General features: G+C 45.8%; 13 protein-coding genes. 10 read left to right on the top strand and 3 right to left on the bottom strand.

Annotation, left to right across the window (positions count from 1 at the left end; all coding sequences use genetic code 11):
• Positions 1-140: 140 nt before the first annotated feature.
• The 9 genes from A7K50_RS11520 (at position 141) to A7K50_RS11480 (ending at position 10,938) form a co-directional block, all read left to right on the top strand.
• Complete coding sequence (locus A7K50_RS11520; RefSeq protein WP_026156158.1) at positions 141-692, top strand: cupin domain-containing protein; 552 nt, start codon at positions 141-143, stop codon at positions 690-692.
• A gap of 16 nt (positions 693-708) precedes the next feature.
• Positions 709-2,397 (top strand): AMP-binding protein, encoded by a 1,689-nt coding sequence (locus A7K50_RS11515; protein WP_119776402.1) that lies wholly within the window; start codon positions 709-711, stop codon positions 2,395-2,397.
• Between the two features lie 152 nt (positions 2,398-2,549).
• Positions 2,550-3,032, top strand: a complete 483-nt coding sequence (locus A7K50_RS11510) for a polymer-forming cytoskeletal protein (RefSeq protein ID WP_119776400.1) — start codon at positions 2,550-2,552, stop codon at positions 3,030-3,032.
• Positions 3,033-3,255: 223 nt separating this feature from the next.
• A complete protein-coding gene (gene polA, locus A7K50_RS11505; protein WP_119776398.1) occupies positions 3,256-6,057 on the top strand; it encodes a DNA polymerase I in 2,802 nt (933 codons plus the stop codon).
• A gap of 12 nt (positions 6,058-6,069) precedes the next feature.
• Positions 6,070-6,891 carry a DNA-formamidopyrimidine glycosylase gene (gene mutM / locus A7K50_RS11500; RefSeq protein ID WP_119776396.1) on the top strand — a complete coding sequence of 274 codons (822 nt, stop codon included), beginning with the start codon at positions 6,070-6,072 and terminating at the stop codon, positions 6,889-6,891.
• 74 nt (positions 6,892-6,965) lie between these two features.
• Positions 6,966-8,840 carry an ABC-F family ATP-binding cassette domain-containing protein gene (locus tag A7K50_RS11495; RefSeq protein ID WP_119776528.1) on the top strand — a complete coding sequence of 625 codons (1,875 nt, stop codon included), beginning with the start codon at positions 6,966-6,968 and terminating at the stop codon, positions 8,838-8,840.
• A 108-nt stretch (positions 8,841-8,948) separates the two neighbouring features.
• On the top strand, positions 8,949-9,611 hold the full coding sequence (gene ytaF / locus A7K50_RS11490) for a sporulation membrane protein YtaF (RefSeq protein WP_119776394.1): 663 nt from the start codon (positions 8,949-8,951) through the stop codon (positions 9,609-9,611).
• An 8-nt stretch (positions 9,612-9,619) separates the two neighbouring features.
• Entirely contained in the window at positions 9,620-10,207 is a 588-nt protein-coding gene (gene coaE, locus A7K50_RS11485; RefSeq protein WP_119776392.1) for a dephospho-CoA kinase, read from the top strand.
• Positions 10,208-10,353: 146 nt separating this feature from the next.
• Entirely contained in the window at positions 10,354-10,938 is a 585-nt protein-coding gene (locus A7K50_RS11480; protein ID WP_119776391.1) for a lytic transglycosylase domain-containing protein, read from the top strand.
• Here A7K50_RS11480 and A7K50_RS11475 read toward each other — a convergent pair.
• The 3 genes from A7K50_RS11475 to A7K50_RS11465 all read right to left on the bottom strand — a co-directional run bounded on the left by A7K50_RS11475 (position 10,910) and on the right by A7K50_RS11465 (position 15,231).
• On the bottom strand, positions 10,910-12,460 hold the full coding sequence (locus tag A7K50_RS11475) for a transcriptional regulator (protein WP_119776389.1): 1,551 nt from the start codon (positions 12,458-12,460) through the stop codon (positions 10,910-10,912). The two genes, A7K50_RS11480 and A7K50_RS11475, sit on opposite strands and share 29 nt — an antisense overlap.
• Before the next feature lie 236 nt (positions 12,461-12,696).
• Positions 12,697-13,596 carry a homoserine kinase gene (thrB, locus tag A7K50_RS11470; protein ID WP_119776388.1) on the bottom strand — a complete coding sequence of 300 codons (900 nt, stop codon included), beginning with the start codon at positions 13,594-13,596 and terminating at the stop codon, positions 12,697-12,699.
• A gap of 345 nt (positions 13,597-13,941) precedes the next feature.
• Complete coding sequence (locus tag A7K50_RS11465; RefSeq protein WP_119776386.1) at positions 13,942-15,231, bottom strand: homoserine dehydrogenase; 1,290 nt, start codon at positions 15,229-15,231, stop codon at positions 13,942-13,944.
• A gap of 380 nt (positions 15,232-15,611) precedes the next feature.
• Here A7K50_RS11465 and ilvE point away from each other — a divergent pair, with 380 nt between their 5' ends.
• Entirely contained in the window at positions 15,612-16,478 is an 867-nt protein-coding gene (gene ilvE / locus A7K50_RS11460) for a branched-chain-amino-acid transaminase (protein ID WP_119776385.1), read from the top strand.
• The last annotated feature ends 130 nt before the right edge of the window (positions 16,479-16,608 follow it).

Here is a 16,608-nt window from a genome sequence, read left to right as displayed (position 1 = left end):
CGTAAGTATTTAAAAAAGTATCGCAAAAGTATTGCCGTATTGTATTACAGCATGATACTATTGAAACATAGTGTTATAGTATAGTAGTACGATTCGGCAATTATTTTAAAACAAGCAGATTATAAGGAGGTGCCATTAACTTGACCGATCAACTAAAGGATATGGGCGCACGTCTCTTGATGCTGCGCGAGTCTACAGGCTTCACGTCAGAGAAAATTGCTGAGGAACTTGATGTTCCGGTGGCGGATTATCTTCAGTATGAAGCAGGAGAAAAAGACTTTTCGTTTAGTTTTCTATACAATGTCGCGGGTATTTTAGGAGTAGATGTCCTGGATATCATCAGCGGCGAGTCGCCAAAGCTGTCCACCTGCTGTGTGGTCAGAGCCGGCGGGGGGTATGAGATCAACCGCCGAAAAGCGTACAATTACAAGCACCTGGCATTTACATTCCGTAATAAGAAAGCTGAACCGTTTATGGTGACAGTAGAGCCGAACAATGCGATACCGGAACGTCATTCCCATGACGGGCAAGAATTCAATTACTTGGTTTCAGGATCCATGGATTTTTTTATCGGTGAGATGGTTTACGAGCTCGGTGAAGGTGACAGCGTTTACTTTGATTCGTCCGTTCCCCACGCGATGAAGGCTCATGGTGATGTTCCGGCAAAATTCCTGGCCATCGTCATGAAATAAAGGAGGACGCGCACATATGATCATGTATGAGAAATATATTGGCAGACACCGCGACGACTATGTCACGCTGGAGGATTTATATAAAAATTTTAAGGTGACCTGTCCGGATGATTTTAACTTTGCCTACGATGTCCTTGACAAGTTAGCTGAGGAGAAGCCGGATCAGCTGGCGATGCTCTGGGTAGGCAATAGCGGTGAAGAAAAAAGGATCACGTTTGCTGAAATGAAGCGCTGGTCTGATAAAACAGCGAACTATTTTAAGTCACTTGGCATTAAAAAAGGAGATCTTGTCCTTCTGGTTTTAAAAAGAAGCTATTTGTTTTGGTATGCGATGATGGCTCTGCATAAAATTGGTGCAGTGGCTGTTCAGGCCACGAACCTGCTGACGGCAAAAGATTATATCTATCGCTGCCAGGCGGCAGGTATCAAGATGGCCGTGATTACAGCAGACGGTGATTGTACTCGGCATTTTGACGAGGCTGCTCCGGAATGCAAAACGGTTCAAATGAAAGCGGTTACCAAACATAAGGATGCAGGAGAAGGCTGGCTCGATTTTGAAGCCGGGATTGAAGCTGCGTCTGACCAATGGCAACGCCCTACCGGCGAAGAAGCGACCAAAGTCACGGATATGTTGATTATGGCCTTTTCCTCCGGAACGACCGGCTACCCCAAGATGGTCTCGCATGACCATGCTTATCCCTTGGGACATACTATGACTGGCATTTTTTGGCACAGAGTAGAGCCTGGCGGTCTGCATTTCACAATTTCCGACACCGGCTGGCTGAAATCTCTCTGGGGTAAAATGTATGGCCAGTGGTTAGGGGAGTCAGCGATTTTTACGTATGATTTTGACACCTTCAATGGTGCGGATATTCTGCAAAAACTGGAAAAGTACCAGATAACGACTTTCTGTGCACCACCGACCATGTACCGCTTTATGCTGCGGGAAGATGTGAAAAGCTACAATCTTTCTTCACTCAAACACTGTTGCACTGCAGGAGAGGCCTTAAATCCGGAAGTATTCAATCAATGGCGGCAGGCTACCGGACTGCGTATCTTTGAAGGCTTTGGGCAGTCGGAAACAACCGTTTGCTGCTCAATCCTGTATCCATGGGTGCAGCCACGACCGGGTTCGATGGGGATGCCCACACCGGGGTATCAGATGGTGATTACGGATGAAGACGGCAAAGAGGTTGACCCTGGGGTCACCGGGGAAATTTGCATTAAAGCTCCGGATTACGAGACCAAGACGAAAGGCCTTTTCATGGGCTATTACCGGGATGAAGCGAATACGCAGCGTTCCTGGCATGACGGCCTGTACCATACCGGCGATCTTGCCTACCGTGATGAGCTTGGTTTCCTGTGGTATATCGGCAGGAATGACGACATTATTAAATCATCAGGCTACCGCATCGGACCCTTTGAAGTTGAGTCGGCTCTGGCGGAGCATCCCGCAGTTTTGGAATCAGCTGTTACGGGTGTACCAGACCCAATCAGAGGATTTAACGTCAAAGCGACGATCGTACTGAACAAGGGTTATGAACCCTCGGAAGCCATGATGAAGGAATTGCAGGATCATGTCAAAAAGGTAACTGCGCCGTATAAATATCCGAGAGTCATCGAGTTTGTGAACGAGCTCCCCAAAACGATCAGCGGAAAAATCCGCAGGGTTGAAATCAGGGAAAAGGATTTGCGATCCGAATAGTAAAGAAGATAATAAATAAACGCATTAGCTATTCCTGAAATATCCTACAAAGGTCCTATGAATATAGGACCTTTGGCCTATGGGAAAATAGCATTATTTGGCATATCCTTGATTTATATACTGTTTAATAATGGAAAGTGAAAGGGAATAAGATGGAAATCGTTGAATTTGGTAAAAAAACAGATAACGATATGTATGTTGCCAAAGAATGCAAAATAACAGGAAAAATCAGTTCCAGAGTCAATGTGGTGATTGACGGGGAGCTGGAAGGTACGATTGAAACAAAAGGAAATCTGATTGTAGGTCCGCACGGAAAAGTCACAGCGGAGGTTTTTGCCGTAAACGCTCGGATACAGGGAGAAGTACATGGAAATATCACAGCTGAGAATTTATTGGAGATTGCTTCAACTGCTGTAGTCTACGGTGATATAAAAACAAAATTGCTTCAGATTGAACAGGGAGCAAAGTTTATAGGGAAGAGCCAGAATCATGGTCAACAAGAGGACATAACTGAACTGGAATCCAATCTCGAGACGGAATATGAAAGCGAGCCTAACGAAACTCCTGTATCATTAGAAGGAAAAAAGAAGTCAAAATTATCCTTTAAGCCTATTGTCTATAACAGAATGCCTTAAAAAGAAAGAGTATTAGATGGTGCATTCTATAGATGATGAACGAATGAAATTAGCGGATATAAACGGCTAGCAGCAATGCAGCCGTTTATTTTTCTGCGCTGTGTACTTGTTGTACTTGATTCCAGAAAAGGTTATGATATAGAAAGGTATATTCAAACGAATTGTTTTTGACGAATGATTCCGAGGTAGATTCTGAAGAAACGTTCTTGAAAGGAGTTTTACAATGCCCCGAATGCTGATCTTAGACGGTAACAGTCTTATAAATAGAGCTTTCTATGCGCTTCCACCACTTACTTCCAACGAAGGGCTTCCGACGAATGCTGTACACGGTTTTTTAACCATGCTGTTCAGGCTCCAGAAAGAGCAGAAACCTGACTATTGGGTCGTTGCTTTTGACAAGACGAAAGCAACGATCCGCATCGAGCAGTTTGAAGGCTACAAAGCCCACCGGAAAGAAACTCCGGAGACCTTGCGTCCACAGTTTAATTATCTGAAAGAGATTCTGCGCGTGATGGCCGTTCCGATTTTGGAAATGGAAGGTTACGAAGCGGATGATATCATAGCGACAGTAAATGATCAGGCGATTGCCCAGCAAATAGAAGTTTTAATCTTTACCGGAGACAGGGACGCTCTTCAGTTGATTTCACCGCATAGCTCTGTGCTGCTGACAATGAAAGGGATTTCAGAAGTTGAGTGTTATAACGAACAACGGCTGGAAGAAAGATATTTGCTGAAGCCTGCCCAGATTATTGATCTGAAAGGCCTGATGGGGGACGTTTCGGACAATATCCCCGGGATTCCCGGTGTGGGGGAAAAGACAGCACTGAAACTGCTTCACGAATACGGGTCCGTCGAAAATGTGCTGCAGAACAAGGATGAGGTCAAAGGCAATAAATTAAAGGAACTGCTGAATCAATACGCTGATCAGGCACTCTTAAGCAAAAAGCTCGCAGCAATGATTCACGATGTGCCGGTCGCGTTTTCTCTTGACGACTTAAAATGGACGGAGCCGGACAAAGATGCCTGCAGAAAGATCCTCCATAGCTACAGCTTATATAAAGTTGCGTCGCTGTTTGAACAGAGCCTCGCTGCGGTAAGGGGGCCTGAGCAAATGGTTGAAAAAGGCAAGAAGCAAAAAGCATCAGGTAACAGAAATCAGGAGATTAAAACTCACGAGATAGCTGCTTCTAAGCCAGATTTAACGAATGACCGATATGGAGATTTGATTAAAGATTTAGATGGAGAGCCGAATATAGATCAGAATAAAGGCGGCATGAAAGATCACAAGGCAGAGACCATTGATACTGTCCAGCAAGAAAAGAACATGGACGGAGAAGGATGGCTGGAGCTGCTGAATACCTGGCTTGAGCAGAAACCGGTCCTCGCACTCAGTTATCGTTTTGAGGGAAGGAATATTCATCAGGGGCTCTGGACTGAAATGGGGATCTGTGATGAACATCATACGTATTCGTTGAATCGGTATGATGCTGCTCCAAGTGTGTTGCGTCTCTGGGAAGAAATCCTGGCTGACGACGGTGTCCGCAAAGTGCTTGCAGACAGCAAGGGGCTGTATTCACTGCTACTGAATGAGAATAAGATATTTGCCGGCGTTGATTTGGATTTAAGCCTGGCCGCTTATCTGTTAAACCCGAACCGGTCCAATTACAGCGCTTCCGAATTGCTGGGGGATTATGTGACGGATCTGTTTTCGAATACGCCGACACGGGAAGCAGCTCTGCTACGGAAACTTGCCGCTTCCTATATGGAAAAGCTGGCGGAAGACGATCTTGAAAAGCTCTTGCATGAGGTTGAAGAGCCTCTAAGCCTCATACTGGCCAGGATGGAAAAGACCGGCATTGCACTGGACAAGGAAAAACTCCAGGAATATGGTCAGGAACTTGAGGTTAAGATCAGCCGATTAGAAAGCGAGATTTATAATCTGGCCGGTGAAAGCTTTAACATCAATTCGCCGCAGCAGCTTGGCAGGATTCTATTTGAGAATTTAGGGCTCCCGCCACTCAAAAAAACCAAAACGGGTTATTCAACGGATGCGGAAACGCTGGAAGAATTACGGACGGAGCACGCTGTCGTGGAAAAACTACTGGAATACCGGCAGCTGGTCAAACTGAATTCCACCTATGTCAAGGGCCTGCTGGCTCAGTGCTGTGACGGCAAAATTCATACCACGTTTCAGCAGACGGTTACAGCTACCGGCAGACTTTCCAGTACCGAACCGAATCTGCAAAATATTCCAATCCGTCTGGAAGAAGGCCGGAGACTTAGGAAGGTCTTCCAGGCAACTCAGGAAGACTGGCTTTTGTTATCCGCGGATTATTCTCAGATCGAATTAAGAATTTTAGCGCATTATTCGAAAGATCCGATACTTTGTGAGTCTTTCCTGGTCGGGGAAGACGTGCACAGACGTACAGCTGCCGAGGTGTTTGACGTAGCGCTGAACGAAGTCAATTCAGATATGCGGCGCAAGGCCAAAGCGGTTAACTTTGGTTTAATGTATGGTCTGACGGACTTTGGACTGGCCCGCGATCTGACCATTTCCAGAAAAGAAGCAAAATACTATATCAGCCAGTATTTTGAAAGATACAACGGTGTTCACCGGTATCTCGAAGATACTGTCATTGAAGCCAAAGAAAAGGGAGAGGTTCGTACGCTGCTGAACCGGCTGCGGAAAATCCCCGAATTGTCTCATCCAAACAGAATGACGCGGCAGTTTGGCGAACGGATCGCCAAGAATACGCCGATCCAGGGAAGTGCGGCTGATATTATGAAAATTGCGATGATCAAAGTAGCTGAAGCGCTTGAGGGCCTGCAGGCAGAAATTTTACTTCAGGTTCACGACGAACTGGTAGTCCAGGTCGAACCGTCAGCGCTTCCAAAGGTCGCAGCAATTGTCAAGAAAGAGATGGAGCAGGCTTTCTCGATTTCTGTTCCATTGCTGGTAGACTGCAAAGTCGGAAGTAACTGGTATGATATGGTCCCTTATCAGGTGGGTGCGCTGTTGTTTTAGGAGGTCGATCTGATGCCTGAACTGCCCGAAGTAGAAAGTATCCGGCTGTCCCTGGCTGCAAGGATTCTGGGAAAGACAATTGAAGATGTCGAAGTCCGATGGCCTCCGGCAGCAGTTTCTCTGGCGGATGAGGATTTCAGCGCTTTGGTCAGGAACCGGACGATTGAAAGCCTTGACAGACGCGGCAAGTATCTGCTCATGAACCTGAGTCACGGCCTTACGATGATCATTCATTTCAGGATGACCGGACGTTTGATCTATTATCCTGAGCTGCACGAGCCAGATAAACATACGCATGTCCTGTTTAGGCTCGATCAGGGAGAACTTCATTACTCCGATATCCGGAAATTTGGCAGAATACAGCTGGTGCCTTTTCAAATGTCCTGTAACGCCGCTTGTTTGGCTAAACTTGGGCCGGAACCGCTGGACGAGTCATTTACATTTGATCAGCTCGGGATGCGTCTCGCCAGGAAAAAGAGTACGATCAAGGCTGCGCTGCTGGATCAGACCGTCGTAGCCGGTATCGGAAATATTTATGCGGACGAGGCATTGTTCCGCGCAGGCATTTTGCCGGATAGGAATACGGTTTCGTTAAAGGTGTCGGAGATTATTCTGCTTTACGATGCGATCTGTGAGGTTCTGCAGGAAGGAATCACAGCTGGCGGAACATCATTTCGTGATTATCGTGATGCAGACGGCAAGAAGGGTGCATTTCAGGAAAATCTGATGGTTTACGGACGCAGCGGTCAGGAGTGTAAATATTGCGGAGGTCAATTGGCTAAAATCAAAGTAGTCGGAAGGACAACGGTGTATTGTCCAAACTGCCAGAGATAGATGAAATCCGTTTTGAAGAAGGCATAACTTTTAATGCAGGAAGAAAGAATCCAAGAGGAGTATTTCACAGAAGGATGAGCATACTTTATTGCAATGGACTTAAAATTGAGGTAGCAGGGAGCACCCTGCTGGATCATATAACGCTGCGTTTGGAAAAGGGTCAAAAAGCCGGCCTGGTCGGAGCCAATGGGGCAGGTAAAACAACACTGATCAGGGCTGTCATGGGAGAGATTGCTCATGAAAGCGGAGATATCAACTGGCAGGGTACTGTCGGTTATCTGCCGCAGACGACTGCAGCCACAGCAGAACACGGTACAGTATTTGAGCTGATGCTGGCTGAACGTCAAGATATTCTTGATCTGCGGGACAATCTCAGATCCCTGGAAAATAAAATGGCGGAACAGGCCGACGAGAAGACGCTCGAAAGGTACAGTCTGCTTACGGAACAATATGAAAGGGCGGGTGGTTATGCGCTCGAAGCCAGGATCCGCAAGATCCTGACCGGACTCGGGATGGACCGGCATCAGACGACTGAAGCTAATCATTTAAGCGGTGGTCAGAAAACGCGTCTGGCGCTTGGCAAGCTTCTGCTGCGTGATCCGGACGTTCTGATTCTTGACGAGCCTACGAACCATCTTGATATTGAAGCACTGGAATGGCTCGAAAATTACCTGGGCGATTATGCTGGAGCTGTGCTTGTCGTTTCCCATGACAGGTACTTCCTGGACAGGGTCGTGGACAGCACCTTCCTGATTGAGGATAGGTTCCTGAAAGCTTATAACGGCAATTATTCGGAATTTGAATTGCAGCGGAATATTGAAAAAATATCGCTGACCAGAGAAGCGGAACGGATCAATAAAAAAATTGCGGACCTGGAGGAGTATATCCGGCGTCATGGCGCCGGAATCAAAGCTAAACAAGCCCGGGGCAGGGAATCCATGCTGAAAAGAATTACACCGGTGAATGCGCCGAAAGATTCGAAAAAACTCAACATAAGCCTCCAGGCCAAAACCCGCTCAGGTGACCGGGTTCTCGAAATAGACGATCTGGCCGTTAAGTACGGGCAGAAGACCATATTTGAACATGTAGGTTTGGAATTGCGCCGGGGTGATAAGATTGCCCTGCTCGGCAGAAACGGGATTGGAAAGACGACGCTGTTAAGAGCTGTTACAGGACAAATCCCGTATAACGGTACGATCCGAACCGGGGCGAATGTTTCCGTCAGCTACTATTCCCAGGAGCATGAGAATATTGGCTTAAGGGAAATTGTCATGGACGAAATCCGTTATTCTTCAACGCTTGACGATCCGGAAATACGCAATGTTTTAGCCCGTTTTGGCTTCCGGGGAGAGGATGTATTCAAACCTGTTGCTGGTTTAAGCGGGGGAGAGAAAAGCAGGCTGGCACTTTGCAAGCTTTTTCTGAATCAGGGGAACCTGCTTTTGCTTGATGAGCCGACCAACCATCTCGATATGGAGACGAGAGAAGTCCTGGAGGAAGTGTTGCAGGATTACAATGGGACAATTTTGACCGTATCCCATGACCGGTACTTTCTGAACCGAATCGTCAATAAGATTGCATTGCTGACAGTGAATGGTCTGAAGGTATTTGAGGGAGACTACACGGCCTATCGTGAAATGAGCGAGAAGCGTGAAGATGAAGAAACAGAATCTGCTCAAGCCGCCCAAGATCAGATCTGTAAAAATGAAGAGATTCAAAAGGCCAGAGATTACAGGGAAGAGTCCAAGAATACCAAACGGATAGAAAAAAAGATCAAACAAATTGAGGAAAAAATTGCGGAAACAGAATTATTACTTCAAGAAATTGAGGATAAGCTCGATGCCGCAGCCAGTGATTATGAACTGACATTGTCACTTCACCAGTCGTATGAGAAAGTGCAGACAGAGCTCGATCATCTGATGGAGGAGTGGCTGGCTTACCAGGATTAGTACGAAAAAACTGACAGACCGACGACCACAGATGAGCCAGCGCGGCACACCAAAACGAGGTTACAGCCATATATTATCCCGAAGGAAATACTTAAGGGGTAAAAGAATATGGGAATGGCAATGATCCTTGCTTTGGCTTTGAGTCTTGACGGTTTAGGGGTAGGGATGGCCTACGGTCTGAAGAGGATTCGGATCCCGCTTAGTTCCATGATGATCATTGGTTTTTGTACGACACTCGCTATGACAGTCTCCATGTACTGCGGACATCTGATCACGTCTCAGCTTACGGTGATCCATCCCGGTATTCTGGGAGCAGTCGTTCTTATTGCAATCGGCTTGTATCAGTTGATTCAGACTTTGAGAAACAGAGCGGAACTTCCCGAAGCTGTACCGGTAATGACAGCTGCAGCTGGGCAGATAGATGACAATCCATATCGTACTTTGTTCAGTATTCATTTAAATTTCTTCGGTCTGGTCATTCAGGTTCTGAAGACACCTGATGCGGCAGACATTGACGGCTCCGGAGTCATTACACTGAATGAAAGTCTGCTTCTGGGCGTGGCATTGTCCCTGGATGCGTTTGCTTCGGGCGTAGCCGCTGCGCTGACAGGAATTCTCTGGTATGTCATCGGGATGGTGACATTGATGCAGATTCTGATGATCTTTACTGGTCAGGTATTGACAGGCAGACTTCCGGCGAGCGTGTTGGCCAGAGTCAGGTATCTGCCGGGGATTGTCCTGATACTCATCGGGTCATTAAAAATAATTTGAGGTTAAACATGATCAAAATTGGACTTACAGGAGGAATAGCGAGCGGCAAGACGCGTGTTGCCGACTGGTTTGCGCAGAAGGGCATCCCGGTCTTTAACGCGGATGACGCAGTTCATAGGTTGTATGACGGGGCGTTAATCCCTTTGATCGGCAAAGAGTTTGGATCTGAATGCGTCCTAGATGGAAAGATTGACCGGGCGGAGCTGGGAAAAATCATATTTGCCGATCCAGAGGCCAGGCAAAGGCTTGAGAGACTTGTTCACCCTTTGATCTGGCAGCAGATGCAGGATCAATGCCTGAAAGTAGAGATCCAAGGTGAAAAGCTGATTATCCTGGATATTCCGTTGCTTCTGGAGACGGGATGGGGAAAATTTGTCGACGAGGTTTGGGTCGTTTATGTCCCTGCTGAAATACAAATCACCAGGCTGATGGAACGAAGTAGCTTGACCAGGGAAGAGGCCGAGCGACGGCTAGCCGCGCAAATGCCGCTTGAGGACAAAAAAAAGAAAGCCCACCGGGTCATTGATAATTCCAGGGACTGGAGAGAAACTGAAAAACAACTTGAAATGATTTGGAAAGACTTCGACTTGCCTTGAAGCAGCGTTGTCGTATATAATGTTTCAGAATTAAATCATATCTCCGCTTAGATGAACATACGGATAATCAAAAGATAATAAAAAAATGATGTTATCATTTAAGGGTTAACAAGATATTAGAATATATGAAATAGGATGGGTGCGTTTTGTTTATCGCAAAGAGGAAAATTGTTAAGACCATAACAATTATTTTTTTATTGCTTATGATTCTGGCTGTATACCAGTCAAATTTTGTCGGCAGAATGATGTACCCTTTTCCATACAAGCAGACGGTTGAAAAATATGCCGCCAAGTATGGAATAGATCCATTGCTGGTGATTGCCGTAATCAGGGAAGAAAGCAGGTTCATCACCAAATCAAAATCGTCCAAAGGGGCGGTCGGATTGATGCAGCTGATGCCGGGGACAGCGAAAGAGATAGCTGTCTGGCTCAATGAAGATTACGCAAAGGTTGACTTACTTGATCCGGAAACCAATATTCGTTACGGCACTTGGTACCTTGCTTCTTTGAATAAGGAGTTTTCCGGCAATACGGTTCTTACCCTGGCGGCTTATAACGCCGGGATCGGTAGGGTGCAAAGCTGGCTGGATGATTGGACGAAGGACCCGAATGCGTACCGTATGGAGAAAATTCCAATTACAGAGACCAGGGAATATGTCGAGAAAGTCTACAGAAGTTATGAAAAATATTTGGCCCTTTATGCTACTCAACATTCTGGAGGGCGAGAATAAATGCTTTTAATTTAGTAATCGTAAGCTGTCTGTCGTTTTTGCTTTTTTGTTTGACTGCAACACTGTGGAGAGAGTCCCAAAAAGCCGAGGTCATATTGCTTTCATTGACTTCAAACACAACAAAAGGCAGGGAGGTCTTCGCAATCATCACGCCGACCGCATCTTTGGCATAAATCAAATAGTCCTTCTTTTCTTCCTTGGAAACAAGACGCAGATGATAATTCTCATAGTTTTCGAGTAGAAAGATAAGGTGCTGGAGATGAGCCGTGTATTCTTCCAGCGTATAATATAGTTCCTGATCGTGGATGATGAAGGAAGAGAAACCGATACGCAGTTCACCTTTTTTCATACGGACAGGATCCGGGAGAGCCGCAATTTCATAGTACTGATGTTGGAGAAGGTTTTTTTCAAAAGTTCTGGTCCGGCTTTTATGGTAGGACAGGATGTTTCTTTTTTCCGTGCTGCCGATCCGGGTCAAAATATGTTCGAAGGTTGCAGAAGGCATGGTTACCATGGAAAGTGATTCGGTTTTCAGGATTGTATCAGCTTCCGTGCTATCAAAATGGGTCAGTGCCAGTGAATACTTTTTCTGATATTCCTGTTGACTTCCCGGGGTATAGATGTTCATCAGCGGACGGCAGATGGACAGATAATCGTCGAATTCATCGGTCAGAGCGCTGACCGTTTTTTTATCTGTCACCAGAAAATTAGCGGCATTCGCTGTCTTGTTTTCTACAGAAGTTGAAGTTAAGGCGGCGGTCAGGGGGGCAATGAACAAAGTCCGACCGAAAATCCCATCCCGTTTTCTTGGGCAATAATAGGGTTCCACAGCTCCGGTCATATAGATGGGCATCCACTGAGTGATTGCCGAGAGCATTTCATCCAAATCCCTGCTGACCGTGTGGATGATTTTGATCCTATTTCCGGCTATAATCGCCTTTCTAAGCAATGCAGCCCATTTCTTTGCAAAGGAATAATCCCCAGTTAACCAGTCTATCCGCTCGTCACTGTATAAAAGAAGTGTTTGGGAAATCTTGCCGGACAGCAGCATGGTCAGAAATGTACTCACAGCTTCCCGTTTACCTTCCTCACCAAAGAAGACGGCACCATCCATCTTCAGCTCCATGGCAAGTTCTGGTTCCTCATTGCTTTCCGGTAGGGACAGATTTTTGAACTTGAAATTGGACAGTTCGTTTAAAAATTCGCTGACTGTTTCGGTGTCATTGCCGATTTCACCTGAAAGCCACTGATGGATCAGGGCTTTAAACTGCTCGATCTGAGATTCTGCCGTCGGCAGCATGTTGAGCTGTTCAAATACAGCAGTAATTTGATACGCTTTGGTACAGCGCTGCGCCAAATAGGAAGACATTGTCCTCAGGTAGTTGGCGTTGCGGGAAGGCTGGCGTTCTCCGCGCCGAAAACGGCTGATCAAAGACGCATCTACGGAGATATGCTGAGCCAGAGCGCTATTGCTTGTTTTCGTAATATTCATTAAAAAATCTAATTTTTCTGCAAAAGTCATAAAAATCCTCCTCAGGATTAATTATGTAGAAATTTTAAAGCAATAGCAAGAATTTTGTCATGCTCTTTGACAAAATTTTTATCCGGGCAAGGAGCGACAAACCAAGGATGGTGCAAATAGTCAAGAGCGGTTAGGGTACATGACGTAAGTCCGAAGTAAAAAAATACTGCCAATAGATAAAACTATCAACAGTATCTTATAGGTTGATTTACTCTTGTTTAGGGCTTACCTCAAAATCAAATTTCGGTCAGCACGGCTCCCTCAGAATCAATATCCAGGGTCAGGGCTGCAGAAGGCAAACCATTCTCCTGGAGTACGCTCTTCATCGTCATGGCTATCTGATCTTCTTTTCCATAGGGGCAAAAAGCAATCAAAGTCGGTCCTGAACCACTCAGAGCCGCACCGTACGCGCCAGCGCGAACAGCAGATTTTAAAGCTTCAGGCATACCGGAGATCAGAGAAGCCCGCTGATTTTGGTGAATCCTATCCTGAGTGGCAACCGCCAATAAATCGTATTCCTCATTAATAAACGCATCAACTAAAAGTCCAACGCGGGAAGCGTTAAAGATCACATCAGTCCTGGAAACAGAAGCAGGCAGTATCCCGCGCGCTTTTTCAGTTTCAACCAGAATATCCGGGATCACGACGACGGCTTTGAATTTTGGAGACTTTGCCAGCGTCCTCGGAATAAGCTTGTTTTCATCCATGACTGTCAGGGTGATCCCGCCGCAAAGAGCAGGCGAGACATTATCCGGATGGCCTTCGATTTCAGAAGCAATTTCAAGCAATTGAAGCCTGTTTAAGGGGTTTCCGGCTACCGCGTTTGCGATGATCAGCCCGCCAACGACGGCGGTGGAACTGCTTCCCAGTCCGCGGGCAGGCGGAACATGGCTTTCCAGGATGATTTTTAACGGCCTAGGCTGGAAACCAATTTTCTGCCACAGCCTGCAGGCTGTTTTCCATAAGAGGTTAGTTTCATCTGCAGGAATATTGCTCGTATAGGTGCCTTTAAGGATAATCTCCAGTGTTTCACTTTCTTCAGCCTGGATATAGTTATATAGCCTTAAAGCCAGTCCCATGCAGTCAAAACCTGGTCCGAGATTTGCTGAAGTTGCTGGTACTTTTACTTGGAACATCTTTTCCTCCATTTTTTCGACGATTATGCCATTGATTCGAATAAATTCTATAACAATTATTGAGGGAAGTAAACAGTCGGTACAACATTCTTAAATTCATTGCTCAAATAATTTTATTCGAACCTCAATACCCCATATTAGGTCTGGGTGCCACAAGTTCCAGCGTCAAGCGGAGCATGGATGCGGAGCGCGGCTGTTAGTGCCATGGAGGACGCTATCTGCCGCAAGCGGAATTGTGACACCCAGACCAGCCCTAAATATTTATGGGCTGCATATACTTGCTTATTTATTTGAAAAACGTTGTCCTAGCTTGGATAACTTACTTAGAATGTAAGTTGGAGCCGGTCAAATTCCATTCGTCTCCAACCGAATAACATTATAGATTTTATCCAGTTTGCTGTAGGAATTCAGGGACTGGATGGCCTGACGGAGTTGTCCTTCCCGGCAGGGGTGGGTCACCAGTGCGATTTCGGCGCTTTTATCCGGCCGCGGTTTCTGGATGATAGAATTAAAGCTGATGCCGGCTTCAGCAAAGAATAACGCCAATGTTGCAAAGACTTTCGGCTCGTCTTTCACTTTAAGCCGGATGTAATAAGCTGTTGTAAAATCATCCGTTGAGATAATCGGATAGTTGCGGTAACAGCCGCAATTTAGGAGTCCTTCGGATCCGGCGGACATATTGCGTATAATCTGGATAATGTCGGCTACAATGGAACTGCCTGTAGGTAAAGCTCCGGCGCCTTTTCCGTAAAACATGGTTTCTCCGACAGCATCACCGGTGACATAAATCGCGTTGTACACACCGCTGATATTGGCCAGCGGATGTTTTTTTGAAATCAGGGCGGGGTGTACCCTGACCTCGATCCCTTCTTCCTGATTTTTGGCAATGGCCAGCAACTTAATCACGCAGCCGAGTTCATCCGCGTAGTGAATGTCTTCCGGAGAAATGTTAGAAATCCCTTCGGCATAAACATCGTTAAACGTCACGCGCGTATTAAAAGCCAGGGAAGAAAGAATCGCAAGTTTGCGGGCAGCATCAAGCCCTTCTACGTCGGAGACCGGATCAGCCTCGGCATAGCCGAGCTCCTGGGCTTCTTTCAGGACATCAGCAAAATTGCGTCCCTGTTCGGTCATAGCAGATAAAATATAATTGGTCGTACCGTTAATGATTCCAAGCAGTGAGGAAATCTGGTTGGCGGTTAGGGATTGTCTTAAGGCAGCGATAATCGGGATGCCGCCAGCAACACTGGCTTCAAAATACAAATCCCGACCGTTCTTTTTCGCAGCTTCAAGTAGTTCTTCACCGTTTTGAGCTAAGAGGTCTTTATTGGCAGTCACTACATTTTTGCCGTTTGCCATTGCAGTCAGGATAAGCGTACGGGCTGGCTCAATACCGCCCATCACTTCGACAACAATGTCAATTTCAGGATCATCTGTGATCTCCCTAGGATCGTCTGTCAAAACAATGCCGTAGCAATCCGGCCGAGGTTTATGGATATCATGGACTAGAGCTTTTTTTATGGTTATATCAGCGTTGGTACGGGTACTGATGTCATACCGGTTATTTTTCAGTATGGCGGCTGTACCTGATCCGACAGTTCCAAAACCCAGTAAACCAATTACAATTTTCTTCATAATATTTCCTCCCTATCCCTTCTGAATGAACAAATGTTTCTGTACAGTGGACATTATATCAAGCTATCCTGGAATTGGCAAGGATATTTTTCGATCGGTTCAATGCAGATCAAAAGTACATTTAAAATATATTGACACAGTTAACTGTATCATATACACTTAGATAAAATAATTATATGTGCTATAACACAGTGTTAAAAAGATAATGATACTTCAGAAAGACGTAGAGTTTTTCTCATATACGAATATGCACATTTAGGAAGTGTAGCAATTAGACTCCCTGTTTTTTTTTATTAAGGTATATTTTACATGTTGATTGTGTTTCGTTACAATATAGATAGTGTTGAAATCAAAATTGAGTTTCGGAAAGGAGTATTCACATGATTATCTATTGCGATGGTAAATTTGTTGACAGCCAGGAGGCGAAAATCTCTGTATTCGATCATGGCTTTCTTTATGGAGACGGTGTATTTGAAGGGATCCGGGCCTATAATAGCCGGGTGTTCAAGTTAAAGGAACATATCGACAGACTGTATGACTCCGCTAATGCAATCCTGTTAAACGTTGAGGTAAGCCGTCGGGAAATGATGGATATCGTTGTGGAAACTGTAAGAAAAAACAGCCTTACAGATGCTTATATCCGCTTGATTATTTCCAGAGGGGTCGGAGATATGGGTTTAGACCCAAGGAAATGCCCTAAATCGGAAATTATTTGTATTGCCGGGAATATTTCATTGTATCCGCAGAGCATGTACGAAAATGGGATGGAGATCATTACGGCTGCCACCCGCCGGAACAGTTCGGATGCGTTAAGCCCGAGAATCAAATCCCTAAACTATTTGAACAACATTATGGCTAAGATTGAAGCCAACAGGGCAGGTCTGATGGAAGCATTGATGTTGAATCAGGAAGGGTATGTCAGTGAAGCCACCGGCGACAATATTTTTATTATCAAAGACGGAGTTATAACCACACCTCCAGTTTATGCCGGGATTTTAAAAGGTGTCACCCGTGATTCTGTCATCGATTTAGCCCGCCAGGAAGGGATCACCGTTCAAGAAGAGTTGTTTCATCTGATTGATGTCTACAGTGCTGATGAGTGCTTCCTGACCGGTACGGCGGCTGAGCTGATTCCGATTATTACGCTGGATTCCAGAAAGATAGGGGACGGTAAACCAGGACCCGTATTTAAAAAGCTGCTGGCTAAATTCCACGAATATGTCAAGACAGAGGGAGAGCCTATCTAGTAACTGTTCTTTAAATAACTAGACATTTAAACCTTCATAGCTGGGTCTGTGTGCCACAGTTCCAGCGTAAGCGGAGCATGGATGCGGAGCGCGGCAGATAGCGCCATGGAGGGCGCTATCTGCCGAGAGC

The sequence above is a fragment of the Dehalobacter sp. MCB1 genome, from assembly GCF_003590275.1.
GTDB lineage: Bacteria > Bacillota > Desulfitobacteriia > Desulfitobacteriales > Syntrophobotulaceae > Dehalobacter.
Note: the sequence above shows the minus strand (reverse complement) of the source record. Positions and strands in the feature narration are given on the sequence as shown.